This is a genomic window from Thiorhodovibrio winogradskyi (genome assembly GCF_036208045.1).
Classification (GTDB): Bacteria; Pseudomonadota; Gammaproteobacteria; order Chromatiales; family Chromatiaceae; genus Thiorhodovibrio; species Thiorhodovibrio winogradskyi.
The window spans coordinates 4,902,509-4,927,064 of the sequence record NZ_CP121472.1 but is presented as its reverse complement, the minus strand read 5'-3'; the positions used below and the strand labels follow the sequence as shown (position 1 = coordinate 4,927,064).

Here is a 24,556-nt window from a genome sequence, read left to right as displayed (position 1 = left end):
ATGACTGAGACTCAACGCAGTGGTCGAGTGCGCGAAATCAATGGCCCCATTGTCACCATCGATCTACCGGGCGTGCGCAGTGGCGAGCAGGTAAAAATTGGCGAGCTGGGCCTGATCGGCGAGGTCATTTCCTTAAGAGGCGAGCAGGCCGTGGTGCAAACCTACGAGAGCACCGATGGCGTGCGCCCCGGTGAGCCAGCCATCGGTCTCGGCTGGCCGCTATCGGCCGAGTTGGGTCCGGGTCTGCTGGGTGGCATTTTCGACGGCGTGCAACGTCCTCTGGAAAAAATCGCGATTGAATCCGGCGATTACATTCGCCGCGGCCTGGCGCTGCCGGCGCTGGATCGCTCCAAACAGTGGGAGTTCGAGCCCAATACAACACTGGAACTCGGCGCCCAGATCGGCACCGGCACTGTGCTTGGCACCGTGCAGGAAACCGCCACCATTACGCACAAAATTCTGGTGCCGCCGGGTATTCGCGGCGAGCTTAGCGAACTGGCGCCGGCGGGCTCTTACGACATCGAATCCACCATCGCTCAGGTGCGTGTGCCCGGACAGGGGCCAAATCTGCCCGGACGCAGCCAGCGCTTGAGTCTGTATCACCGCTGGCCGGTGCGCCGTCCGCGTCCTTACAGCAAGCGCGATGATGGTATTTCGCCACTGATCACCGGGCAACGCGTCATCGATAGCTTTTTTCCTCAGCTCAAGGGCGGCAAGGGCGCGGTACCAGGGCCTTTCGGCGCCGGCAAGACGGTGGTGCAGCAGCAGGTGGCACGTTGGTCGAATGCCGATATCGTGATTTACGTCGGCTGCGGCGAGCGCGGCAACGAGCTGGTCGATGTGCTCGAGACCTTCCCTCAGCTCGAGGATCCCTACACTGGCCGCAAGCTGATGGAAAAAACCCTGTTGGTGGCCAACACCTCCAACATGCCGGTGGTGGCGCGCGAGGCGTCCATTTACATCGGGCTGACCATGGCCGAGTACTACCGCGACATGGGCTATGACGTGGTCATGCTGGCGGATTCCACCAGCCGCTGGGCCGAGGCGCTGCGCGAGGTCTCCGGGCGCCTGGGGCAAATGCCGGTGGAAGAAGGCTACCCGGCCTATCTGGCTTCGCGACTGGCGGCCGTCTACGAGCGCGCCGGACGGGTGGAAACCTATGACGCCGGGTCCGGATCGGTGACACTCATCGGTGCCGTATCGCCGCCCGGTGGCGACTTCTCCGAGCCGGTCACCAGCCACACCAAGGACATTATCGAAACCTTCTGGGCGCTGTCGAAAGAACTGGCCGATGCGCGTCATTATCCCAGCATCGACTGGGTCACCAGCTTCTCGGCCCATGTGCACACAGCCGCCGAGTGGTGGCACGAACAGGTCGATCCGTCTTGGGAACAGCGGCGCGGACAAGCTTTAGGGCTGCTGGCAAGGGACGCCGAGCTCTCGCGCATCGTCAATCTGGTCGGCCCCGAGGCACTGTCCGACACCCAGCGCTGGGAGTTGGAGGGTGCGTCTCTGGTCAAGGAGGGCGTCTTGCAGCAGAGCGCACTCGATGAGATCGATACCTTCTGCTCACCGCGTAAACAATTCGCCTTGCTCGACCTGGTGCTGGCGATTTATGACCAGGGCGCCGACCTGATCGCGCTTGGCGTCCCGGTCAGCGAGCTGCAGAACATGCCACAGCTGGCCAAGGTCCGCCGCTGCAAATCCATGTACAACAGCGACCAGGTCGAGAGCATTCGCGCACTTGGGCGCGAGATTGAACAGGCATTTGAAACCATCCGACTGGAATACGCCAAACAGGCGGAACACTCATGAGCATCAAGGAATACCGCACTGCCAGCGAAGCGCGCGGCGGACTGATCGTCGTGCGCGACACCCCCGGGGTTGCCTTTGGTGATCGGGTGCGCATTACCGATGATCGCGGCGCAACCCGCGATGGCCAAGTGATTCGGGCGGCGGATGACGAAGTCCTGATTCTGGTGTTTGAAGGCACGGACGATCTGGACCTATCCGGCATTTGGGTGCGCTTTCTCGACCAGCCAGTGGAAATCGCCTTGTCCCCTGAGCTGCTCGGGCGCGAGTTCAATGGCTTGGGCGAGCCGCGCGACGGGCGCCCGCCGGTCCTGTCAAACCTGCGACGCGCGGTGAGTGGCTCGGCCATCAATCCGGCGGCGCGCACCTATCCGCGCGAGTTCATCCAGACCGGTATCTCAACGATTGATGGGCTGAACTCCTTGGTGCGCGGCCAGAAGCTGCCGATTTTTTCAGGTTCTGGTCTGCCGCACAACCGGCTCGCGGCGCAGATCGTGCGTCAGGCCAGGCTCAAGGACGAAGACTCAAGCTTCTCGGTTGTGTTCGCGGCCATGGGCGTATCCTACGCCGACGCCAAGTTCTTCCGCGATGAGTTTGCCAGCTCTGGCGTGCTGCGCAATGTGGTGATGTTCGTCAATCTTGCCGACGACCCGCCGGTCGAGCGCCTGACCTTGCCGCGCACCGCGCTGACCGCGGCCGAGTATCTCGCCTACGAACTTGACCGCCACGTTCTGGTGGTGATGACCGACATGACCTACTACGCCGAGGCACTGCGCGAAGTGGCGACCGCCAAGGGCGATGTACCGGCGCGCAAGGGTTATCCCGGTTATCTGTACTCGGATCTGGCCGAGATCTACGAACGCTGCGGGCGCATCCACAATCGCCACGGCTCCATCACCATGGTGCCGGTGGTGTCCATGCCCTCGGATGACATCACCCACCCGATTCCTGACCTGACCGGCTACATCACCGAGGGTCAGATCGTGCTTTCGCGCGAACTGCACAATCAGGGCGTCTACCCACCGGTGCACATCTCGCCCAGCCTGTCACGTCTGATGAAGGACGGCATCGGCAAGGACGACACCCGCGAGGATCATCCCCATGTCGCCGCGCAACTCTACGCCCTTTACGCCCGGGCGCTTGAGACCCGTAATCTGGCCTCTATCATCGGCGCCGATGAACTCTCCGAACGGGACCGGCGGTATTTGAAATTCGCTGATGATTTTGACAAGCAGTTTGTCGGTCAGGGTGAATCCGAAGACCGTTCGATCGAGGCCACCTTGAACCTCGCCTGGGAGCTGATGAGCAAGTTCCCGCGCGACATGCTCACGCGCCTGTCCGAGACCGAGGTCGCCAAGTACTATCAGGGCTCGGCCTAACACCATGGCTCAACAACTTCTCCGGGTTCCGCCCACCAAGAACACTCTGCTTGCACTCAAAAAGCAGACCCGGTTCCTGGAAGATGGCCATGATCTGCTTGAGCGCAAGCGCGAGCTTTTAACGCGTCTGGTTTATGAGCGCATTGGCGAATACAGGCGCTTGCGCGCGGAGTCCGAGGCCAAGCTCAAGGAGGCCTATCGCTTTCTTGGTATCACCCATCTGCGCATGGGCAGCCGCGCCATGCACCAAGCCGCGCTTGGGGCGAGTCCGGCACTGGAAGTCAACATATTGCCACGCCGCAGTCTGGGCGTGGAATATCCATCGGTTCAGGCCTCGCCACTACCCCTGAAGCCGGCTGGGCTGTTGGGTACGGATGCCAGCTTCGATGCCACCTGTCGGGAACTCGCCGAAGCAGCTGCTGTGCTGGCCAATCTGGCCGAGGTGGAAATCGCTCTCCACCGCCTGATGGAAGAGCAGCGCAAGGCACAGAAGCGCGTGAACGCTCTCAAATACAACATTATCCCGCTCTATCGGCGCACGCTGCATTTCATTCAATCGACACTCGAGGAAGAAGAGCGCAACACCCTGTTTCAAGTAAAGATTCTGCGCGAGCAAGCGGATTAAATCCAGTCCTGGCGGTTGCATCCAAGCAACAAGGCGTAGTAGGTTTGGTGGTATCGTTGTAATTCCGCGACGATATTTACCCAACCTGAACGCTTATGACTTTTTTCCTGCAAACTCCTGCCACCCCGGCAGTGCCCATGGTGGGCCGCCGCTCCCGGCAGCAACTAGCCTTGGGCGCGACCGGCCTGACGCTGCTGCTTACCGCCACTGGCGCCCTCGCCAGCACCTCCACCGCCGAGCTTGAGCGACGCGTTGCCGAGTTGCAGCGCCAACTTGCCGAGGCCCAGCAAGCCCTGTCAGCCGCCACCAGCGAGGCTACCGAGGCGCAAGCCGAACTGGCCGCGATCCAAACAAGCCCAACAGCGACTGCAACGCCGGCGCCGGCCGAGAAGATCACCCTGGGACCCTTGACGGTCGGGGGGGCCATTCGCGCTAACTACACTCTTGGCAGCTACCCTGGCGGCGGTGACGGTCCGTCGCGCGGCGGCAATGCGGGCAACATGACGCTGGACACTTTCCGTATCAACATGGATTTGAAATACAACCAGTTGGTCGGAAAGCTTGAATACCGCTGGTATGACGGCTACAACTTTTTGCACACCGGCTGGCTTGGATGGGATTTCGACGACGGCAGTCAGGTGCAAGTGGGCGTGAACCGCGTACCCTTCGGTCCCGGCCCTTATGGCGTCTCTCAGAGTTGGTTTTTCGACCAGCACTACTACGTTGGTCTGAGCGATGACATGGATCTCGGCATCAAATACAGTACCAGCCTGGGTGATTGGGCGCTGGATCTTGCCTACTATGCGCGCAGTGAATGGAATGGCAACGGCACCAGCCAGGATAGCGCGCGCTACAGCTATGACATCCTGACCTGGGACTCGGCCATCGACCTCAAGGGCGATGTGATCAGTGCATCACCAAACGGGTATGAAGAACGCAATCAATTCAATATTCGCGCCATCTATGGTATTGAGGGCGCCGTCGCTACCAAGATCGGCGTTTCACTGCAATACGGACAGATCAAAGGCCGGCGCGCCGATGACGGTCACCATTGGGCGGCATCCGCGCATATGACCAACAGTTGGAAGAACTGGCTGCTGGCAAGCCAAATCACCCGTTATCGGATCCATGTTGACAATAGCAACCTGCTTGGCACCGACGAATTGGTTCCCATGGGCGCCTATGACTTCGCCTGGCCGGTGGCGAGCGATGCCTGGATACCGGCAATTTCACTAAGCTACAAGCACACCACGGGTCACATCCCCTGGCTCGATTACGTCCGTCCCTATGTCGAGTACAGCAGCATCGTGAAGGAAGGCAGTCACTTCAACGACAGCCAACTGGTCACTCTGGGAGCCGCCTGGGCACGTCGAAACTGGTACATCTACACCGATCTTGCCTTCTCCGACGGCAATTACTTTGTCGGTAGCGAGAACAAGGATGGCAATGCCGAAGCCTATAGCAACATCTACTCACCGACTCTGGGCGCGGGCGACTTCGGCGTCAATGCCAACGACCACTGGAACTATCGCTTCAATATCAATTTCGGCTATTACTTTTAAAATCCGCTCACCCGATGCCGCCAGGGATGGGCGGCTTCAACAACCTCGGAGCAAGCGCGCCCATCCGGCGTTGAAGGCGTGAGGTTCACGAGCGCGGATCATGTTACTCATTGCGCTCCGCCGAGGTACGCAAGAAGGTTGCGATCAGAATAAAGGGCACAAAAAGCAACAAGAGACCACCAAGTACCTGTACAAGAATATCCAGAAAAGCAACCTGGGGCACCAGCGTCTTGCCGACAACCATCATAATGACGCCGGCGGCCATGAAAATGCTGCCAACCACGACGGCGTCGTGCATGGTCTTGCAGCCGATACGATGTTTGGGCATTGCGGGAACCTTCGCTAAACGGCGCCCAGAACAGCCGGCACCGATGATTTGATGAGAATGACTGATATGAACGCAGCCAGTAGAATGCAACTGACTCCTAGGCTGCGAACGTCTTAGCGTATCTCATCGCGCCCGGTTTTGGCAGGAGGTTGCTACAGTTCTTGGTCGGGCACAAAGCGCAGCACACCGCTATTGATGCAATAGCGTTTCCCCGTAGGTGGCGGGCCATCATCAAACACATGACCCAGGTGGATACCAGAGCTGGCGCTCCGTACCTCGACACGGCGCATGCCGTGGCTGGAATCCTGATGCATGGTCACCGCCCCATCAATAGGCTGAAAAAAACTCGGCCACCCGGTACCGCTTTTGTACTTGGCATCGCTGCGAAACAGCGCGACGCCAGTCACCGGGTCCACGTAAGTACCGGGGCGGCGGTTGTCGAGCAGCGCACCGGTATAGGGCGCCTCGGTGGCTTGCGCGTAGGCAATGTCAAATGTCTCCGGGCTGAGAGTCAGCTGCGCGAGCCAACGCCAAAAGCCGGCGGCATCGCCACTATAGCCGGTATAGCGTGCTCTTTCATGGCCATTCTCGAACAGCACCATGGTGGGGGTAGCCCAAAGCGGTTCAGCCAGTTTCCAACCAGTTGGCGGCCGGGCGGACCGGGTGCTGCGCACGGGCACCGGAGACTCCCAGTGGGCAAGCACCTCTGTCTGAAAAAGCGCGCAGTAGCCACAACCCTCGGCCTCGAAAACGATCAGTTGGCGTTCGGCCTCTAGATCGCCGCCACTCAGAGGCGGCTCGCCCTGCTTAGGTTCGACCGTCGCCTCCGCAGCGGCCCCGGTCTCCATGGGATAGCGGATGCCCGTACCGCCGAGACCGCAGTAGCCATCGGGATTCTTTCTGAGGTAGTCCTGATGCTCTTCCTCGGCGGGATAAAAGGTTGCAAGCGGCCGGATCTCGGTGGTAATGGCACCGTAACCGGCCGCGCTCAAGGCAAGCTGATACCGCGCTTTGGTGCGCTGCGCGACAGCTTCCTGCGCGGGCGTGACGAAATAGATGGCGCTGCGATAATTCGAGCCAATATCATTGCCTTGACGGTTGCCCTGAGTTGGATCATGGTGTTCCCAAAACCCCGCCAAAACCCGCTCAAGACTGGTTTGGCCCGTGTCGAAGGTCACCCGAACCACCTCGGCATGATTTTTCTGCCTCCCGCGTCGTTCATCGGCCAATATTTGCCGATAACTTGGGTTGGACCGCTCGCCACCGGCGAAGCCGCTGACAACATCGATGACACCAGGCAGCTCGGACATGCGTTTCTCGGCACCCCAGAAGCAGCCCATGCCCAGGGTAATTTGTTCAGCCTTTTCAGCCACGGGTTCAGCCACGGGCAAGGTTTTCCCCGGCGATTGCGCGAAGATGAGTCCCGAAACCAAGAGCGTGGCGCCCAAGAGGAGGCCGCCGCCCGGCAAGGCGATCCGAGCTAACAGTCCTCTGCCGTCCCTGGAAGCAGGATATCGGGTTTTGAATCCCCTAGTCATCGGCATGTCCTCTTGTTAATTTCCAATCCTCTATGATGCGAGCATGCGGGCCAAACCCAAGCATTCAACCAGGCCACGAACCAAGAGGAAATCGTTAAACTATCTGCAACATGGCCTGCCTTGGGTCATTTTCGCGCACCTTCACATCGGTTTGGTTTTTGTCAAAAACGTCTATGTACACGCAAGGCGCAAGCCAGGCGAATACAATTGGAACAAGATCTGCCCAGTAAAGGGATTCTGGCTCGCGCTACGGTAGCTTAGGGTTTATTCTTAAGCTATTTTTCCTTTCCCGGCTCCATTAAGATATTGTCGCAGCGCAATCAGGCCTGCCGACTCAGCCATTGGACATGACTCGGAATGGCACCAACCCTTAGTCAAAAGCATTTTCTTGTGGTCGATGATTTCGCTGACATGCGCTCGGTACTGCGAGGCATTCTGCGATCTCTGGGGGTCACTAACTTTGACCTGGCCGCGACGGGCAACGAGGCGCTGGCCATCCTGCAGAAGCGCCGGCCCGATATCATCCTGTGCGATTACAACCTGGGCGAAGGCAAGGACGGTCAGCAGATCCTGGAAGAGGCGCGTGAGCTTGGCCTGATTGGTGTCGATACCATTTACGTGATGCTGACAGCGGAAAACACCCGCGAGATGGTGATGGCTGCAATCGAATATGTGCCCGACAGTTATCTGACCAAGCCCTTTACCTCCGAACTCCTGAGAACCCGGCTTGAAAAGCTCCTTCAGCAGAAGGCGCAGCTATCAGGGGTGAATCAAGCGTTGACTGCCAAGGATTACACGAAAGCCATCAATGAAATCAACACGCTTTTGGCCAACGAGCCGAAAAACCGCCTGGAACTTCTCAAAATCAAGGCTGAAGCCTTGATTAGCAGCAACCAGCTAGAGGATGCGCTTAAAGTTTATCAAAGTGTTCTCAATGACCGGGACATCCGCTGGGCGCGACTGGGCTCGGGCAGAGTTCAACTGTTAAGAAAAAACTATACCCAGGCAGAATCCACCCTGCGAGCGCTCATTAGCGCGGATCGCAACATGATTCAAGCCTACGACGTCCTGGCCAACACCCTAATGGCACAGGGCCGGGTGGAAGAGTCCGAGAAGGTGCTGGAACAGGCCGCACAGCTATCGCCCCGCGGACTGAAGCGTCAGATCAAACTCGGCAAGGTCGCCTTAAACATTGGCAATACCGAGACAGCGGAAAAGGCTTTTGGTCGCGCGGTGAATCTGGCCAAGTATTCCCGATACAACCATCCTTCCATCCACAGTGGTTTGGCCAAGTCACTCACCGCGAATGGTCGACACACTGAGGCTATCAAGGTGGTCAGCGAACTTGGACGCAATTTTTCCGATCATGAAGAAGTTGAGTTCTTTCAGGCAACGGCTGACGCCATGATCAAGGCCAACCAAGGCAAACTCAAAGAGGCTGCCGCGGCCCTGGCAATCGCCGAGAAAGCCATGGAAGAAGCCAGCGGGGCCCAAGCTTCCGAGCTTGGTTTGGAGATGGTTAAAGCCTACGTAAAAATCGGCCGACAAGACAAAGCAGAGGCCATGCTACAGAGTTCCATCGCTAACAATCATGATGACGATGCTTTTCTCGCGCAGGTCAAGCAAGTCTGCAAGAGCGCTGGCATGGCCGAGGCCGCCGACAAGAGCATCCAAAAAGTCCAGGCGGAGATCATCAAGGTTAACAATGCCGGTGTCCGCATGATTAAACAGGGCGAATATGACGCCGCCATCAAACTGTTGCGCAAGGCCGCCGATGAAATGCCTGGCAACAAAACCTTGAATCTCAATGTGGCCAAGGCGATCATCATGAAAATCGAACAGAAAGGCGCACAGGCAGAAGACATCCGTTTGGTTCGCGGTTATGTCGAGCATGTCCGTGCCGCGGCGCCTGATGACTGGCGTCTGACCGACATCTCTGCGCGCCTCCAGCGGTTGATGACAAGGTAAGTGAGAGTTCACTATGGCGATGGATTTTTCCGACATGCTCGCGTCCTCAATTCATGACATCAAGAACTCCTTGAGCCTGATATCGACCACCCTCGCCGAGATGATAGGCAACGAGGAAAACACCTTTGCCGATCCGCGACAGGCGAGCCTGCTCCAGCATGAAGTACAGCGCGTGAACCATAATCTGGTGCAATTGCTGTCGCTGTACAAGCTTGGCGATGACGGCCTGACGGTCGATGTCGACGAGCATAATCTCGAGGAGCTTTTCCTCGAGTGCATGGCGAACAATCAAGCCGTTTGTCACGCATTGGGTATCGAGCTCAGCTATGAATGCGATCCCATGCTGAGCGGTTTTTTTGATCTGGAAATGGTTCGCAGCGTCATCGACAGCACCATTGGCAATGCTAGACGTTACGCGGGTAAAAATATTCATCTTTCCGCACGCGAGGAATCGGGCTTTCTGGTGATCCGCATTGAGGACGACGGCCGGGGCTTCCCGTCTGAGCTGCTCCACCGCGGCGGCACCAACGAGCAACTCCTGATGGGCAATCCGCGAGCCTCGGGCCGCACCCGGCTAGGCTTGCTGTTTGCGGAAAAGATTAGCGACTTGCACCGCTCTGGCGAACGCAAAGGGCACATTGAGGTCAGGAACGGCTGCAACCTGCCCGGCGGCTGTTTCGAACTCTGGTTGCCTTAGACCAGCACAAACACCGAACCGTCCGGACAATTTCCGTCATGCCTCGATTATTTCGCTTCAGGAGCCTCGCCTTCGGCATCGTCGCTGTCAGCCTAGTTATGCTGACAACCGCTTCCGAGCTGCAAGCCAGCAGCGATTTGCGCTTCCTGATTGATGTCTCTGGCAGCATGCGGGAAAACGATCCGCAAAATCTGCGCGTGCCCGCGCTGCGACTGGTCAGCGAGTTGCTGCCGGGTGGTAGCAAGGCTGGAGTGTGGCTGTTCGCAAATCGCCCCGAGCCATTGGTTGCTTCTGGCACGGTCGATGATGCCTGGAAGGCACAGACCCGCGGCCGCCTGCGACGCATCCACTCCAACGGCAATTTCACCGATATCGAGGCAGCCATCAATACCGCGCTTGAGGGCTGGTCCGAGCCGCCCGCGGCCAATCAAGAGCGTCATTTGGTCCTGCTCACCGATGGCCTGGTCGATGTCCCCGACGGCGAGCCAGATGCCTCTGGTGAAGATAGTGATGCCGCCTCGCGCCGGCGCATCATGGACACCACCATTGCCCGGTTGCAAAACCTCAAGGTAAAAACCCATGTGGTGGCCTTGTCCGATCAGGTCGACGCGGCACTGGTCGAGGCGCTCACCGCGCAAACTGGAGGCTGGCTCGAGGTGGCCGACAACGCCGCGGCCCTGCAGCGCGCCTTCCTGCGCATGCTTGAGCAATCCGCCGCTCCCACCACAGTTCCAATCGAAGGTAATCGTTTCACGATTGACTCGGGCGTACGCGAGTTTACACTCTTGGCTTTCCGCGCCCCAGGCTCACCTGTTTCCCTGATCACTCCAACAGGTGAGACCATCACCGCCGGGCGTATTCCACTGGATGGAAAAACCAAGATCAGCTGGAACGACGCGTTGGATTACGATCTGGTCACAATCACCGCTCCTTCATCCGGCGAGTGGGAACTGCAGGGCAGCCTGGATCCGGATAATCGAGTTGCGGTCCTGACTGACCTCAACCTGGCCATGGAGCCCTTACCAAACACTATTCCCGCCCAGGCGAGTTTTATTCTCGACGTCTGGCCAACGGAAAAAGGCGCCCCGATCAAGATTCTGGACTTCCTTGAGCTGGCGACCGCCAAAGTCGTTTTCGATCTTGGTGCCGGGGATGCCGAAGCGCCGGCTCCAGCGCTGAACGCCGCTGATCCTGGTCTCTCCGCGTCCACATCCGAGGCTGCAAACATCCCCGCCCTATCACTGATCCTACCACTTGACCAGGCATCCCAAAGTTATCGGATGGAAGTCGCGGCTGGCACTCTCGAGACCGGCACTTACAGACTTCAAGTTCTGCTTGAGAGCGCGACCTTCAAGAGGCAGCTCACCCGCAGCCTGCGTGTAATAGGCACGCCCCTGAAGCTCCTTTATGAACCCCAGATGCCCCCGGAAGGCCAAACCGGGGAAGCCCGCTTGGATGTTCGTCTGCAATTCGAGTCGGACCTCATTCGTCCCGGCAGTCTCTTCGGCTATCTGCGCCTGACCGGTCCCAAGGGCTCCGAAGCTGTGCTTGAGTTCAACGCCCTGACCAACAGCTCGGCAATCTACGATCTTCCGATTACCCGTGCAGGCACCTATCGCGCCAACGCGCGCCTGAAAGCTGAAACAGTCGCCGGTGAGCCCCTGCTGCTTGAGCCCCCAGAGGAGACTTTCGTCTTCGATTTCGCCGACGGACAACAACAGGATCCCCCTGACACCAACGACGAGGCAAACATTTCCTGGACCCTGCTCGCGGCCGTGGTCGGTGGTGGAACCCTGGCCTTCGCCCTGCTGATGACCCTCGTGTTGATGATCACCCGCGCACCTTCCGACAAGCCCGCCGCCGCAAAGACCAAGAAAGCCAAGACATCCAACAAGGCCAGCAGGAATAAAAAGAGAAAGGGCAAGGAGGACGCGGAATGACCTGGCGACAACACAACCCACAAACGATCAGGAGGATGCCAACAGGATGACAACGCTCGAGCTTGCCAGCCTGATCATGTCCGCTGAGTTTGCCCTAGCCGCGGCGGTCATTCTGTTCATCGTGCGCCGGCGCCAGCGCCAAGCCGCCCAGAGCCAGCAAACCCAGAGCTCTGAATTGCAGCGGTCCGTGCAGAATGAAATGCCTTCGCGTCGTGAAAGTCTGACCAATTTGTTTCAGGCCAATGCACAGCTGAAGGGCCGCAAGCTCACCACCACGGTCGATCAGTTTTTGGCGCGCGAACAGGCTTTCTACGATGCGATGCTCAACATCTACCTCAACCAGGACGGCAAATCCCTCGCTGACATCCCTGACGAATTGCGTAAGGTGCTCACTCCCTGGGCGGAGTTGCAGCAGAGCGCAAACGAGGAGAGCGCGGCCATGGGTAACCTCCAGGCGGAGAACAGTGAACTGAGCCAGCAGCTTCAGCACAACAAGGAGATTATCGAACGCCTGCTGGAGGAGTACGACGCCACCTTTCATAAATTCCAGCACCAGGATGACGGGAGCGCGGCCACCCCAGTGATCGAAGACTCCGAGGATGAAGGGAGTCTGGAAGATCAGATCAACGACATCCTATCTTCAGAGCCACGGGAAGGCGAAATGAATTTCGAAGATCTTGACGCGCCGGCAGAGGACAGTGCCTCGGAAGACGACAATGAGGAACCTCTGATTTTCTCCAACAACGAAGAGGACGAAACCGAGGAGCTGGCCGATCTCTTCGATTCGGTTCAGACCGAGGATAAACCCAAGGAGGACTGAGCGGCGACCAACCCCTGCTCAATGCCGCCAATAAGCCGGCAAAAACAAAATCAGTAGGGTAAAGATTTCCAGTCGCCCGGCAAGCATGCCGAACACCCCCAGCCATTTCACCACCGGGTCCATGCTGGCGAAGCTCTCAGCCACCTCGCCCAGCCCTGGGCCAAGCAGATTGATGGTCGCCACCACGGCACCGAAAGCCGTCTCCAGATCCAGCCCCGTGGCCATCATGGCGACGGTCAGCAGCAGTGCCGTGACGATATAGAGCACATAAAAGCCCCAGACCGAAAAGAGCACATCATCGCGCACCGGGCGCTTGCCAATCTTTATGGTGGCCATGGCCTGCGGATGCGCGAGCTGAAATAACTGGCGCACTCCGAGTTTGGCCAGCAGCATCACCCGCAGCACCTTGAGCCCACCCGCGGTGGAGCCACCACAGCCACCAACAAAGGCCAGAATCACTAGGATCATGGGCACATGCAGCGGCCAGGTGGCAAAGATCGCGGTGCTATATCCAGTGCCGGTCAGCACCGAGGCCGACTGAAAGGCCGCGAAGCGCGCGGCCTCCCAGCCGTTGCCATAGACACCGCTCCACCAGAGGCCAAGCGCCACCATGGTCGCGCCGCCGAAAAAGATTAGGCCATAAGCGCGTACTTCCGGGTCGGTGAGATAGATTTTTAGGTCATGTTTGCGCCAGGCGATGAAGTGAACAACGAAGTTCACCCCACCCAACAGCATGAAGATGATGGCGATGAGTTCGATGGTGACGCTGTCGAAATAGCTGTAACTGGCATCGTGGGTGGAAAAACCGCCGGTGGCGACCGTGGAGAAGGCATGGCCAATGGCGTCGAAGGGGCTCATGCCGGCAAGCCAGTAGAGCAGGGCGCAGGTCAGTGTGAGTCCAACATACAGCAGCCACAGGGCGCGCGCGGTCTCGGCCATGCGTGGGGTGGGTTTTTCATACTTTGCCACCCCCGATGCCTCCGCACGATAAAGCTGCATGCCGCCAACGCCCATCAGCGGCAGAATGGCAACCGCCAGCACGATGATCCCCATACCACCAAGCCATTGAATTTGCTGACGATGGTAAAGAATTGACCGGGGCAGGTCATCGAGTCCGATGATCACGGTCGCACCCGTGGTGGTAAAACCCGACATGGACTCAAACACCGCGTCGGTCAGGCTCAAATGCAAACCGAACAAAAAGGGCAAGGCCCCGACCAGACCCAGCACGACCCAGAATAGGGTGACAATCAAAAAGCCCTCGCGTACCGACAGGCCGCTTTTGGCACCCAGATTCGTCAACCAGAGCACGCCACCGACTCCGGCACTGAGCAAGACCGACAGGCCAAACACTTGCCACTGGCCATCGCCGTAAAGCAGGGAGACCCCCAGAGAGGGCAGGAAACTTAGGCTGTAGAGCGCCAGCAAGACGCCGAACAGCCGGATGATAGGGCGCCAGTGCATCCGCGACTCCATATTGATTCAGGCGGCTCGCCCGGTCGCGGGTGCCTGCCAGTCTTGGCTGATTCGTCTTGGCCGATCAGGCTTGCTAGTCAGCCGCGCCAGTTAGCCTGACCGGACAGGCTTGGCCGATGCATCCGGTTTGGTCTCGCGCCGTAAATGGCGTTTGGTGCGATGCAGCAACAACCAGGTCAGCCCAGCAATGGCGGGCACGGCGACAGCCAGACCCAGGGTTGGATTGATCGGGTAACCGGAGGCCTCCAGCCCCTTGAGCAGATAGCCCACTAGCCCGGCGCCGTAGTAGCTGATGGCGATGACCGACAACCCCTCGACCGTTTCCTGCAAACGCAGTTGCAGATGCGCGCGCCTGTCCATGGAATCGAGCAGACCGCGATTCTGTTCCTGCAGGCTCACCTCGACGCGTGCGCGCAGCAGCCCGATCAGCCGCCCGGCGCGTTCAGCCAGGCGTTGCTGACGCTCGCCGGTGGAGACACAGGTGGCCACTGCCGGGGCCAGGCGAGCCTCAAGGAACTCATTGAAAGTTTGCAGACCCTCGATTCGTTGCTGACGCAACTGCCTCAGGCGTTGCTCGACAATGCGGTAATAGGCACTGGATGCCTCAAAGCGATAGGTCGTCTGGGCGGCGACGGATTCGATCTCGGTGGCGAGCGCGGTCAGCTCGCCCAGCAACTCGCGCTCGAGCGAGACTTTCGCCGCTGCAAGATCGGCGGGCCGGCGGCCGCGATCAGCACCAGCACTGGCACCGGCATCGCCACTGGCACTGGAGCGGGCAATGGCCTTGGCGACCTGCGTCAGGCGCTGGTCGGCGTCGCTTAGCAGAGCATTGGCCCGGCGCGCCAAGGGCAAACCAAGCAATGCGATGGTGCGGTAGGCGTTGACTTCCAGCACGCGTTTGACCAGACGACCCGCCTGCGCCTCGGACAGGCCGATGTCGCGCAGCAGCAAATGGCCATGGCCATCGTCATGGATGCGCATGTCGGAGTAAGCCAATCCGGCGCCCCCAACCACCAACGAGCCGATCACCGGATTGCCGTTGAACAACGCCGTGAGCGCCTGGGCATCACGCTTAGGTGCATCCCGTGGTTCCAGCACCAGCAGCACCGAGCTAATCACCTCGCCCGGCATCTCCCGCAGCCAGTCTGCGGGGAGATCCTCGAGCGGACTGCGGGCGAAGGGCTGGCTGACGTCTTCCTCGCTGGCGAAGCTGTAGGTGACAAACTCCGTGTGCCGCTCCCAGCGCAGATGCAGGTGGCCAAGTCGGGCGTAATGATACTGTCCGGCAGTCTCCGGCACGGGCGCGCCGAAATGAGCAAGCAGTCGCTTCAGATGCTGGTCATTGCGCCCGCTACCACGCTCCCCGCAAAGCACCGCCAGATGGGCCACCCGCGCTGGGGCGTGCAATGGCTCGAAGGTGCGCGCGTGCAGTTCATCGGTCAGAGCATAGCGCAGTGGATGGTCGCGAAAGGGCAGGGACATGGGATCAGGCTGGGGGCGGTTGTCGGTTTGAAACAGGCAGGCCACCATTATCGCGTGAATCCGCCGCCACTGTCAGGCCCGGTTCAACTCCGACGCGGGGTTCAGTTCTAAGCGGATGGCTTCTTAACCCCGGCCCGGTTGCGCCCGCGGAGCAGGTAGATGAGCAACAGCAGCACCCCAAGCACCGCCAGAGCCGCGATCCAGGGATTGATCCGCTGTGACCAGTCATAAATCCGCGGGAGATGCTCGCGCAAATAAAAAGTCCCCAAGCCCCAGACTGTCACATACAGAACAGCGCCAAGCACATTAAAGACCATGAACACGGATAGGCGCATGTTTAGCACACCCGCCACAATGCCGTTGAGCTGCCGCAGCCCGTCAAAAAAGCGCGCAAAAAGGATCAGGCTGCCGCCAAAGCGCTCGAACAAACGCGCGATTCTGGCCTCGTGTTTTTCATTCACGTGCAGCCGACGCAACAGAGCCGTGCCACCATAACGGCCGATCATGTAGCCCAGAGTGTTACCCAGCACGGCAGCCAGAAAGGCCAGACCCAGCACCAGGTAGATGCTCAGCCGCCCCTCGGCGGCCTCCAACGCCGAGGCCATCATTAGCGTTTGCCCTGGCGCCGGCACCCCAAAGCCTTCGACCAGCATGGCGGCAAAAGCGGCCGCATAACCATAGCGGTCGACCAGGGGGCGCACATGATGCACCGCGGCCTTGAGTTCATGTACCACACCCGTGCCAACATCCTGCATCAGCGAGGGATGCGGGCCAGGCCCCGATGCGCTGCCAGTGGAGCTATCGGCGGAGCTTTCGGCGGAGTTTTCGGCGGAAGCGCCAGCGGCCCATGCCAGAGGGGTGACCAGGCTCAGCACGAGCAACAGCAAGATTGCGCTGACCCAGGCAGGACGGCCGAGCCGTGGCGCGGCGGCTTGCGGCCACCGCCTGGCCGCTGGGCTGTAAGACATCTGAATCATCAAGACCTCTGAGTCATCAAAAATTGTCCTGATTTGCGACTTGGGGCAGTATTCCGCGATACTAAGAAGAGTATCGCAAGGCGGAGTATCCTTGAAATCATGCCCAACGGCGACTTTAAACGGATTCGCATCAAGCGGGGGCTTAACCTGCCGCTCGCCGGCGCCCCGGATCAGCGCCAGATCGAAGCTGCTCCCGCCGGGACCTCCTGGGTCTCAAGAGTCGCGGTCAACGGCTTCGACGTGCTGCGGCCCAAGCGCATGCCCGAGGTTCTGGTGCAGCCGGGCGACAGGGTCAAACTCGGTCAGCCGCTCTCGCGCGGCAAGGCCTACCCGCAGGTGCTCTGCGCAGCGCCTGGTGCTGGGGTGGTCGAGGCCATCCACCGCGGTCCACGCCGATTGCTGGAATCCGTGGTGATTCGGCTTGAGGGCGAGGCGTGCGAGACCTTCAATCACTACCCGCGCGGAGAACTGGCTGGCCTGAACGCCGCGCAGGTGCGCGAGAATCTGCTCGCGTCCGGCTTCTGGCTGTCCTTGCGCACCCGTCCCTTCAGTCGGGTGCCCGCGCCGGACGGGGAGCCGGCAGCGCTCTTTGTCACCGCCATGGATACCCGGCCGCTGGCGCCCGATCCACGGCTCTTCCTTGCCGAGGCGGCAAGCGATTTTGCCGATGGCGTGCTGCTGCTTTCCAAGCTCACCGCCGGGCCTGTCCATGTCTGCACCGCGCCCGGAATCGCGCTGGAACTACCCGCCGAGCCGCGTGTTCAGCAAGTGGAGTTTGACGGCCCGCATCCAGCCGGTTTGGTCGGCACCCATATTCATTTCCTGCACGGCGCCAGTCTGGAGCAACCCGTGTGGCATATCGGCTATCAGGACTGCATCGGTATCGGACGGCTGTTCAAAACCGGACGCATCGACCCCGAGCGGGTGATCAGCCTGGCCGGCCCCATGGTCGCGCGCCCGCGCCTGCTGCGCACGCGCATGGGCGCATCGACCAACGAACTGGTCGCCAGCGCCTTGGCTGACGAGCGCGAGGCACGGGTGATCAGCGGGTCGCCGCTCGACGGGCGTCAGGCAGTGGGCCACAGCGCTTACCTTGGGCGTTTTCACAACCAGGTGACTGTGTTGCCAGAGTATCGCACACGTGAGTGGTTGGGCTGGTTGGGGCTGGGGCTCACCAAGTATTCGGCGCAGAACGTCTATGCCGGCAGCCTGCGCGGGACCGGGGATTTGGCTTTCAACACCAACCTAAATGGCAGCCCGCGCGCCCTGGTGCCAATCGGCGCCTATGAGCGGGTGATGCCATTGGATATCCTGCCGACCCTGCTGCTGCGTGCCCTGGTGGTGGATGACACCGAAACGGCACAAACCCTGGGCGCGCTGGAGTTGGACGAAGAGGATCTCGCCCTGTGCAGCTATGTCGATGTCGGCAAGCATGACTTTGGCCCCATGCTGCGGCGCAACCTGAACCAGATCTGGCGGGAGCATCAATGAAGCCGATCAGCCACGGACTGCGCAAGTTCTTCGACCGCCACGAGCGGCACTTCCTGCGCGGCGGGCGCTTTGAGAAATTCGGCGCCCTCTACGAGATGGTGGACACCTTTTTGTTCACTCCCGCGACTGTCACCGCCCATGCGCCGCACATCCGCGATGCCATTGATCTCAAGCGGGTGATGATTTTCGTCTGGCTCGCGGTGCTGCCCTGCGTGCTCTTTGGCATGGTGAATGTCGGTTTCCAGGCCAACAGCGCCATGGCGGCCATGGGCATCACCGAGGTCGAGGGCTGGCGCGGCCTGCTGATCGGCTGGCTTGGCGCTGGTGGTTATGATCCCGGCAATATCTGGGACAACTTTTGGCATGGCGCGGCCTATTTCCTGCCCATTTACATCGTCACCATGGCCGCCGGCGGCTTCTGGGAAGTGCTTTTCGCCATGGTGCGCAACCATGAGGTGAACGAGGGCTTCTTTGTCAGCTCCATTCTGTTCGCGCTCACCCTGCCGCCGACCATTCCGCTGTGGCAGGTCGCGCTCGGCATCTCCTTCGGCATTGTCATCGGCAAGGAGGTGTTCGGCGGGACCGGCAAGAATTTTCTCAATCCCGCGCTGGTCGGCCGAGCCTTTTTGTTCTTCGCCTACCCGGCGCAGATCTCCGGCGACGCGGTTTGGACAGCCGTTGATGGCTTCAGCGGCGCCACGCCCCTAATGCTGGCCGCGAGCGGCGGGGTGGAGGCCATCACCGCCGCCGGCATTAGTTGGTGGCAAGCCTTCCTGGGCACCATTCAGGGCGCCGTTGGCAGCACCTCGACCCTGATGATTTTGATCGGCGCCGGCTTTTTGCTCTTCACCCGGGTCGCCTCCTGGCGCATCATGGCCGGGGTGCTGCTCGGGCTGGTGGTCACCACACTGGTGTTCAATCTCTTCCCAAGTGAGACCAATCCAGCCATGGCGGTGCCTTGGTACTGGCATTTGGTGCTCGGTGGCTTTGCCTTCGGCATGGTCTATATGGCGACCGATCCGGTGTCGGCCTCCATGACCGAGACCGGCAAGTGGATCTACGGCGCCCTGATCGGCGCCATGACCGCCATGATTCGGGTGCTCAATCCCGCCTATCCGGAGGGCATCATGCTGGCGATTCTGTTCGGCAACCTGTTCGCGCCGCTGATCGATTGGTTCGTGGTGCAGGCGAATGTGCGCAGGAGGGCGAAGCGTCATGCCCGCTGAAGCTCTGCTGTCACGCCTGCGCTCTGGACTGCGCTCAGGCCTGGGCGCCATCTTCGCGCGGCCGAACGATGATCCGATCAAAACCGTCGCGGTGGCCCTGGTGCTCTGCCTGGCCTGCTCGGTGGTGGTTTCGGCCACCGCCGTGGGTCTGCGTCCGCTGCAAGAGCGCAATGCCAGCCTGGCGCTGAAGCGTGAGATCCTGCGTGTCGCCGGCATCGAGGCCGCCGGGGCGGAGATCGAGCGCGCCTTCGCCGCCATCGAGGTGCGCTTGGTTGATCTCGCGAGTGGCGACTATGTCGCGCATCCCGATCCCATGAGCTATTCCTACCGTGACGCGGCCAATGATCCGCTCGCCAGTCTGGCGCTGGGCGAAGAGGACATCGCTGGCATCCGCCGTCGGCCAGACAAGATGCCGGTTTACCTGGTGCGGGAGGATTCCACCGACGCAGCTGGCCAATCAGACGCGGCCGGCCAGATCGAAACAGTCATCCTGCCCGTCTATGGCTATGGCCTGTGGTCGACCATGCATGGCCTGGTCGCGTTGCATCCAGATGGGCGCCGGGCGAAAGCACTCACCTTCTACGAGCAACGCGAGACCGCCGGCCTTGGCGGCGAGGTGGCCAATCCCGGCTGGCAGGCGAAGTGGGAGGACAAGACCCTGATCGGCCCGGAAGGTGAGCCAGTCATTCGCGTGGCCAAGGGGCCAGTCGATCCAACCGCGGCCGACGCGCACAAGCGCGTCGATGGCCTCTCGGGGGCCACCCTCACCACCAATGGCGTCACCTACCTGATGCAATTCTGGCTCGGGGAGCAGGGTTTCGGGCCCTATCTCGAGAAGCTGCGCGCCGACAACAGCGCCGCTAACAATTCGGCCAGCGTCAGCGAGAACTCGGAGGGCTAACCCATGGATGCCGCCCAGCGTAAACTCCTGATCGCGCCCATCGTCGACAACAACCCTATTACCCTGCAGATCCTCGGCATTTGCTCGGCGCTGGCGGTCACCACCAAGCTGGCGCCGGCCATCACCATGAGTCTGGCGCTGACCTTCGTGCTGGTGGGCTCCAATCTGATCGTCAGCCTGATCCGCCGCCATCTGCCATCAAGCATTCGCATTATCGTGATGATGACCATCATCGCCTCGCTGGTGATTCTGGTCGATCAGGTGCTGCAGGCCTTTGCCTACGAGTTGTCCAAGCAGTTATCGGTCTTTGTGGGCTTGATTATCACTAACTGCATTGTGCTCGGGCGCGCCGAGGCCTTTGCGTCGAAAAATCCGCCCTTGCCGAGCCTTCTCGATGCACTTGGCCATAGCCTGGGCTACAGTGTGATTCTCATCGCCGTCGGCGCCATCCGCGAGCTGTTCGGCTCTGGCAGTCTGCTCGGCGTGCAACTGCTGCCGCTGACCAGCGCCGGCGGCTGGTATGAGCCCAACGGCCTGATGCTGCTCGCCCCGGGCGCCTTCTTTATTATTGGCCTGATGATCTGGGGCATTCGCACCTGGAAGCCCGAGCAACTCGAAAAGCCCGAGTACCAGATTCACATCGTCCATCGCACGGAGGTGTTGTAGGCCATGCTCAAACCCGCCTTCTCTGTGCTGTTGCGAGCCGCTTGATTGGCAGGACAATCATTAGCAGCACAATCGGCGCGTTCACCCGACTGGAGATTTCTCGCATGCACCCCCTCTCTCGGATCGACCCCGACGACCCCTATCCCGAAAGCGACGGCGAGCCAATGGCTGAGAACACCCTCCAATTCGACTGGATTGTGAAGATCAAGGAAAACCTGGAGATTTTGTTTGCCGACGAACCCAACGTCTTTGTTGCTGGCGATCTGCTCTGGTATCCGGTGGCGGATCGGCGCATCAGCGGCCCGCTAGCTCCCGATGCCATGGTGGTGTTTGGTCGTCCCAAGGGGCCGCGCGGTTGTTACAAACAATGGGAAGAAGAGAATCTCGCCCCCCAGGTGGTGTTCGAGGTGCTATCGCCATCCAATAGCATCCAGGCCATGCGCGCCAAGCTGGCGTTCTACGACACCCATGGCGTGGAGGAATACTATGTCTATGATCCGCAGCGCAACCGCTTAGAGATTTGGCAGCGACAAGATCAGCGCCTGCGGGCGATGACCCATGTCAACGGCTGGGTCAGCCCACGCTTGAAGATCCACTTTGCGCTGCAACCAGACCGGCTGGAGATTTTTCACCCCGACGGCACGCCCTTCTATTCGCCGTTGGAATTAGCACGGCAGCGGCTGGACGCTGAGCACCGCGCCGCACAAGAACGCCAGCGCGCGGAACAAGAACGCCAGCGCGCGGAACAAGAACGCCAGCGCGCGGAACAAGAACGCCAACGCGCCGATCAAGCCGAGCAACAACGCCTGCGGCTGGTCGCACAACTCCGGGCGCTGGGGGTTGCTCCCGAGGAAGATGTCGATATGCTCGACGCTGGAGCGCAGCCACCTGATACCGCAACCCGGTCAATCTCCCCGCGCAAAGAAGAGTTCTAAGCCATGCTCGAACACTACCTCTCGCTGCTCTTCAAGGCGGTCTTTGTCGAGAATCTGGCCTTGTCCTTTTTTCTCGGTATGTGCACCTTCCTGGCGGTCTCCAAGCGCATTTCCACCGCGCTGGGGTTGGGCATTGCCGTGGTTTTTGTGCAGACCATCACGGTGCCGGCCAATTATTTGATCAACGAGTATCTGCTGCGCGACGGAGCACTGGCCTGGCTGGGCTTGGCCGAGACGGATTTGAGCTTCCTTGGGCTTATTACCTACATCGGCGTGATCGCGGCCATGGTGCAGATTCTGGAAATGATCCTTGATCGGTATTTTCCCGCGCTGCACGCCACCCTGGGCATTTTTCTGCCGCTCATCACCGTCAACTGCGCCATTCTCGGCGGCTCGCTGTTCATGGTCGAGCGCGGCTACGACTTGGGCGAAAGCCTGGTCTATGGCTTTGGCAGCGGCCTTGGCTGGGCGCTGGCCATTGTGCTGCTGGCCGGGATTCGCGAGAAGCTTAAGTACAGCGATGTGCCGGCCGGCTTACAAGGGCTCGGCATTACCTTCATCACCACCGGGTTGATGGCCATGGCCTTCATGTCCTTTTCCGGAATTCAGCTCTGACACCGCCATCATGCTGGACGTCTCTCTAGGCATTGTTGTTTTCACCGCCGTGGTCCTGCTGCTGGTCGCGGTCATTCTGGGCGCGCGCAGTCGGTTGGTGCCAAGCGGTGCCGTGGCCATCGATATCAACGGGGAACACAGGGTGGAAGCCCGTCCCGGCAACAAATTGCTCGGCGCCCTGGCTGACACCGGTTTGTTCGTGTCTTCCGCCTGCGGCGGCGGCGGCACCTGTGGTCAGTGCCGGGTGCGGGTGTTGGAGGGTGGCGGCCAGTTGTTGCCGACAGAATCCAGCCTGATCAGCAAGCGCGAGGCGGCCGAGGGCTACCGGCTTGCCTGTCAGCTCGGCGTCAAACAAGACCTGCGCATCGAGCTGCCGCGCGAGGTGTTCGGCGTCAAGAAGTGGACCTGCCGGGTGCGTTCCAACCAAAGCGTCTCGACCTTCATCAAGGAGTTGGTGCTGGAGCTGCCGGCGGGCGAACACATGGACTTTCGCGCCGGCGGCTACATCCAGATCGAATGCCCGCCCTATCGGGTGGCCTTTCGTGACTTCGACATCCCGGAACTTTATCGCGCCGACTGGGACAAGTTCGATCTCTGGCGCTATGTGGCCGAGACCAAGGAGCCGACCATGCGCGCCTACTCCATGGCCAACTATCCCGGCGAGCAGGGCATCGTGATGCTCAATGTGCGCATCGCCACCCCGCCGCCGAATAAGCCGAATGTGCCGCCCGGCATCATGTCGAGTTACATTTTTAGCCTCAAGCCCGGCGATCAAGTGACCGTCTCAGGCCCCTTCGGCGAGTTCTTCGCCAAGGACACAGACGCCGAGATGATTTTCGTCGGCGGCGGCGCCGGCATGGCGCCCATGCGCAGCCATATTTTCGATCAGCTGGAACGATTGAATTCCAAGCGTAAAATCACTTTCTGGTATGGCGCGCGCAGCAAGCGCGAGATTTTCTATCAGGAGGATTTCGACCGGCTGGCCGCCAAGCACGAGAACTTTAGCTGGAAGATCGCCCTGTCCGACCCCCAGCCGGAGGACAATTGGCAGGGTTCGGTTGGCTTCATCCACAAGGTGCTCTTCGATGAGTACCTCGGCGCGCATCCGGCGCCCGAGGACTGCGAGTATTACATGTGCGGCCCGCCGATGATGACCGCGGCCGTGATCGGCATGCTTAAAAACCTCGGCGTCGAGGAGGACAATATTCTGCTCGATAACTTCGGCGGCTAATCTGGCTCGCGATTCTGGGTGAAATTCTAGGGGAGCATTCTGGGAGAGTATTCTGGGAGAGTATTCTGGCAGCGACATCAACCGCGATCAATCGCACGAAGCAATGATTGAACTGCTGTTTGCACTGGGAATTTTTCTGCTGGCTTTTCTTGGCATGGCCATTGGCGTGCTGCGCGGTGGGCGCGGCATAACCGGCAGCTGCGGCGGCCTTGCCCACCTGCCGGGCATCACCTCCGACTGCAATGGCGCCTGTCGCGCCGGTGGCGGTTGCCAGCGTGATCGGATCGAGACCGAATCAAAGACACAACAAGAATGCCCGAGCCACTGACTTGGGCGTTGATGATCACCACTGGAGGATCGCCCCATGCTCGAAACCAAAACCGCCAAACAAATCATGTCCCAGCAGCTGGTCAGCTTTCGCGCCGACATGGATGTGCTTGAAGCCGTGCGGGTGTTGATCGACAAACGCATCTCAGGTGCGCCGGTTCTTGATCAGCTCGGCAATCTGGTTGGCATGTTGACTGAACGCGACTGCCTGAAGGTGGCTCTGGACTCTAGCTACTACCGCGAAAGCGGCGGCAAGGTGGAAAGTTTCATGACAGCGGATGTCATCACCGTGAATGCCGACACCCCGGCGGTGGAAATTGCCGAGCGTTTTGCCAACAGCCACCTGCGTCGTCTGCCGGTGCTTGAAAACGGCCGCCTGATCGGCATGATCAGTCGTCGCGATGTGTTGCGCCGGCTTGAAGCCGGCTGGGAGCCCGACGCCAGCCGCGCCTGAGACCCCCAGCGCCGCCTTTGCCACGCTCGATTCAGTCATTGAACAGGGCGCACCCTTGATCTAGCTCCCTCAGGCATCTTCTGACCACTCTGAACGACGCGCTTCT

At 60.1% G+C, this 24,556-nt stretch carries 22 protein-coding genes; 17 read left to right on the top strand and 5 right to left on the bottom strand.

Annotated features, from left to right (window positions below):
- From Thiowin_RS22805 to Thiowin_RS22790, 4 genes are all read left to right on the top strand, one after another.
- On the top strand, positions 1-1,815 hold the full coding sequence (locus tag Thiowin_RS22805) for a V-type ATP synthase subunit A (protein WP_328985260.1): 1,815 nt from the start codon (positions 1-3) through the stop codon (positions 1,813-1,815).
- Positions 1,812-3,191 (top strand): V-type ATP synthase subunit B, encoded by a 1,380-nt coding sequence (locus Thiowin_RS22800; RefSeq protein WP_328985259.1) that lies wholly within the window; start codon positions 1,812-1,814, stop codon positions 3,189-3,191. The genes Thiowin_RS22805 and Thiowin_RS22800 overlap by 4 nt, the downstream gene beginning before the upstream one ends.
- A 4-nt stretch (positions 3,192-3,195) precedes the next feature.
- Positions 3,196-3,816 (top strand): V-type ATP synthase subunit D, encoded by a 621-nt coding sequence (locus tag Thiowin_RS22795; protein WP_328985258.1) that lies wholly within the window; start codon positions 3,196-3,198, stop codon positions 3,814-3,816.
- A gap of 95 nt (positions 3,817-3,911) precedes the next feature.
- Positions 3,912-5,378 carry a hypothetical protein gene (locus tag Thiowin_RS22790; RefSeq protein ID WP_328985257.1) on the top strand — a complete coding sequence of 489 codons (1,467 nt, stop codon included), beginning with the start codon at positions 3,912-3,914 and terminating at the stop codon, positions 5,376-5,378.
- 103 nt (positions 5,379-5,481) lie between these two features.
- Here Thiowin_RS22790 and Thiowin_RS22785 read toward each other — a convergent pair whose 3' ends face one another.
- Entirely contained in the window at positions 5,482-5,706 is a 225-nt protein-coding gene (locus Thiowin_RS22785) for a hypothetical protein (protein WP_328985255.1), read from the bottom strand.
- A gap of 152 nt (positions 5,707-5,858) precedes the next feature.
- Positions 5,859-7,091 carry a peptide-methionine (S)-S-oxide reductase MsrA gene (gene msrA / locus Thiowin_RS22780; RefSeq protein ID WP_328985254.1) on the bottom strand — a complete coding sequence of 411 codons (1,233 nt, stop codon included), beginning with the start codon at positions 7,089-7,091 and terminating at the stop codon, positions 5,859-5,861.
- Between the two features lie 543 nt (positions 7,092-7,634).
- Here msrA and Thiowin_RS22775 point away from each other — a divergent pair.
- The 4 genes from Thiowin_RS22775 (at position 7,635) to Thiowin_RS22760 (ending at position 12,669) form a co-directional block, all read left to right on the top strand.
- A complete protein-coding gene (locus tag Thiowin_RS22775; RefSeq protein ID WP_328985253.1) occupies positions 7,635-9,212 on the top strand; it encodes a response regulator in 1,578 nt (525 codons plus the stop codon).
- Positions 9,213-9,225: 13 nt separating this feature from the next.
- On the top strand, positions 9,226-9,909 hold the full coding sequence (locus tag Thiowin_RS22770) for a sensor histidine kinase (protein WP_328985252.1): 684 nt from the start codon (positions 9,226-9,228) through the stop codon (positions 9,907-9,909).
- 98 nt (positions 9,910-10,007) lie between these two features.
- Positions 10,008-11,849, top strand: a complete 1,842-nt coding sequence (locus tag Thiowin_RS22765) for a vWA domain-containing protein (protein WP_328985251.1) — start codon at positions 10,008-10,010, stop codon at positions 11,847-11,849.
- Positions 11,850-11,895: 46 nt separating this feature from the next.
- On the top strand, positions 11,896-12,669 hold the full coding sequence (locus tag Thiowin_RS22760; RefSeq protein ID WP_328985250.1) for a hypothetical protein: 774 nt from the start codon (positions 11,896-11,898) through the stop codon (positions 12,667-12,669).
- A gap of 18 nt (positions 12,670-12,687) precedes the next feature.
- Here the strand turns inward: Thiowin_RS22760 and Thiowin_RS22755 are convergent, their stop codons facing one another.
- From Thiowin_RS22755 to Thiowin_RS22745, 3 genes are all read right to left on the bottom strand, one after another.
- Positions 12,688-14,133, bottom strand: a complete 1,446-nt coding sequence (locus Thiowin_RS22755) for a TrkH family potassium uptake protein (RefSeq protein WP_328985249.1) — start codon at positions 14,131-14,133, stop codon at positions 12,688-12,690.
- A 102-nt stretch (positions 14,134-14,235) separates the two neighbouring features.
- Complete coding sequence (locus Thiowin_RS22750) at positions 14,236-15,627, bottom strand: DUF3422 family protein (RefSeq protein ID WP_328988152.1); 1,392 nt, start codon at positions 15,625-15,627, stop codon at positions 14,236-14,238.
- Between the two features lie 107 nt (positions 15,628-15,734).
- Positions 15,735-16,595, bottom strand: a complete 861-nt coding sequence (locus Thiowin_RS22745; protein WP_328985248.1) for a DedA family protein — start codon at positions 16,593-16,595, stop codon at positions 15,735-15,737.
- Between the two features lie 108 nt (positions 16,596-16,703).
- Here Thiowin_RS22745 and Thiowin_RS22740 point away from each other — a divergent pair, with 108 nt between their 5' ends.
- The 9 genes from Thiowin_RS22740 to Thiowin_RS22700 all read left to right on the top strand — a co-directional run bounded on the left by Thiowin_RS22740 (position 16,704) and on the right by Thiowin_RS22700 (position 24,450).
- Positions 16,704-18,095 (top strand): Na(+)-translocating NADH-quinone reductase subunit A, encoded by a 1,392-nt coding sequence (locus Thiowin_RS22740; protein WP_328985247.1) that lies wholly within the window; start codon positions 16,704-16,706, stop codon positions 18,093-18,095.
- Positions 18,092-19,321, top strand: coding sequence for an NADH:ubiquinone reductase (Na(+)-transporting) subunit B (locus tag Thiowin_RS22735; RefSeq protein ID WP_328985246.1), 1,230 nt, complete (start codon positions 18,092-18,094; stop codon positions 19,319-19,321). Before Thiowin_RS22740 ends, Thiowin_RS22735 begins: the two co-directional genes overlap by 4 nt.
- Entirely contained in the window at positions 19,311-20,222 is a 912-nt protein-coding gene (locus tag Thiowin_RS22730; RefSeq protein ID WP_328985244.1) for a Na(+)-translocating NADH-quinone reductase subunit C, read from the top strand. Before Thiowin_RS22735 ends, Thiowin_RS22730 begins: the two co-directional genes overlap by 11 nt.
- 3 nt (positions 20,223-20,225) lie before the next feature.
- Positions 20,226-20,888 carry an NADH:ubiquinone reductase (Na(+)-transporting) subunit D gene (locus Thiowin_RS22725; protein ID WP_328985243.1) on the top strand — a complete coding sequence of 221 codons (663 nt, stop codon included), beginning with the start codon at positions 20,226-20,228 and terminating at the stop codon, positions 20,886-20,888.
- 104 nt (positions 20,889-20,992) lie between these two features.
- On the top strand, positions 20,993-21,823 hold the full coding sequence (locus tag Thiowin_RS22720) for a Uma2 family endonuclease (protein WP_328985242.1): 831 nt from the start codon (positions 20,993-20,995) through the stop codon (positions 21,821-21,823).
- A gap of 3 nt (positions 21,824-21,826) precedes the next feature.
- Complete coding sequence (gene nqrE / locus Thiowin_RS22715; RefSeq protein ID WP_328985241.1) at positions 21,827-22,438, top strand: NADH:ubiquinone reductase (Na(+)-transporting) subunit E; 612 nt, start codon at positions 21,827-21,829, stop codon at positions 22,436-22,438.
- 10 nt (positions 22,439-22,448) lie between these two features.
- A complete protein-coding gene (nqrF, locus tag Thiowin_RS22710; protein ID WP_328985240.1) occupies positions 22,449-23,669 on the top strand; it encodes an NADH:ubiquinone reductase (Na(+)-transporting) subunit F in 1,221 nt (406 codons plus the stop codon).
- Between the two features lie 103 nt (positions 23,670-23,772).
- Positions 23,773-23,997, top strand: coding sequence for a Na(+)-translocating NADH-quinone reductase subunit E (locus Thiowin_RS22705; RefSeq protein WP_328985239.1), 225 nt, complete (start codon positions 23,773-23,775; stop codon positions 23,995-23,997).
- A 36-nt stretch (positions 23,998-24,033) separates the two neighbouring features.
- Positions 24,034-24,450, top strand: a complete 417-nt coding sequence (locus tag Thiowin_RS22700) for a CBS domain-containing protein (RefSeq protein ID WP_328985238.1) — start codon at positions 24,034-24,036, stop codon at positions 24,448-24,450.
- Positions 24,451-24,556: the final 106 nt, after the last annotated feature.